At 71.0% G+C, this 875-nt stretch carries 2 protein-coding genes; both read right to left on the reverse strand.

Annotated elements, in window-relative coordinates; translation table 11 throughout:
* Positions 1–559 (reverse strand): 1-acyl-sn-glycerol-3-phosphate acyltransferase (locus HC022_RS27715; RefSeq protein WP_167454513.1); only part of this gene is annotated, 559 nt, incomplete at its 3' end.
* On the reverse strand, positions 559–875 hold a 317-nt coding region (locus tag HC022_RS27720), incomplete at its 5' end, for an FtsX-like permease family protein (RefSeq protein WP_368484901.1). The genes HC022_RS27720 and HC022_RS27715, both read right to left, overlap by 1 nt.

The following is an 875-nucleotide window of genomic DNA, read 5'->3' on the forward strand; positions in this document are numbered from 1 at the left end:
CGACGTTGGTGGCGGCGGGCACACAGGGCTGTCCGGACTGGCGGTAGAGCAGCGCCGCGCCCACCTTGTAGGGCATCTTCACCTGCGGGGCGACGCGTGTTCCCTGCGGGTAGATGATCAGCTGTCCGGGCGCGGCGGCGCCCTGCGACACGTCCCTGAGCATCTTGGCGATGGCCGCCCCGCGCTTGCCGCGGTTGACCGGCACGCAGCCGATCCGCAGCGCGTACTGGCCGAGGACCGGCGCCCAGAGCAGCTCGCGCTTCATGATGAACTTTGCTGCGGGCACCGCGCTGAAGATCATGATGATGTCGAGGAAGCTCTGGTGCTTGGAGGCGACGATCACCTCCTCCGTCGGCGGCGTGCCCCGGACCTCGGTCCGCAGTCCCACCATCCAGGCGGCGCACCAGCGCGTCCAGCGGCTCCAGGAGACACAGGCAACCCGCGCTCCGTGGGTCGACAGCATCGCCCACGGGAAGAACAGGATGCCGATCACCGCCATGCCACCGTACATCGCGACGAGAAAAACCAGCGAGCGCAGCCACTGGATCGCGTAGCCCATCAGCTCAATCCTCCGAGTACGCGGCGCGCGGCCACCGCGGTTGCGACGAAAGCCACCGCCGCGGCCAGCGGCGGGACCAGAAGCGGCACCACCCAGTGCCAGCCCCGGAAGCCGAGCCCGGTCAGGAAGCCCGCGGTTTCGCCCGCCGGGGGCATCAGCAGCACCGCCCCGATGCCCAGCACCGTCCCCACCGCGGCGCCCGAAAGCGCCCGCAGGGTGAAGCGCCGCACGAAGGCGCGGGCGATGTAGGCGTCGGTGGCCCCCACGAGGCGCAGCACCGCGATCACCTGCGCGTTGGCCGCCAGCGCCGCGTTGG

Source organism: Salipiger sp. HF18 (assembly GCF_011806505.1).
In the GTDB taxonomy this organism is placed as follows: domain Bacteria; phylum Pseudomonadota; class Alphaproteobacteria; order Rhodobacterales; family Rhodobacteraceae; genus Salipiger; species Salipiger thiooxidans.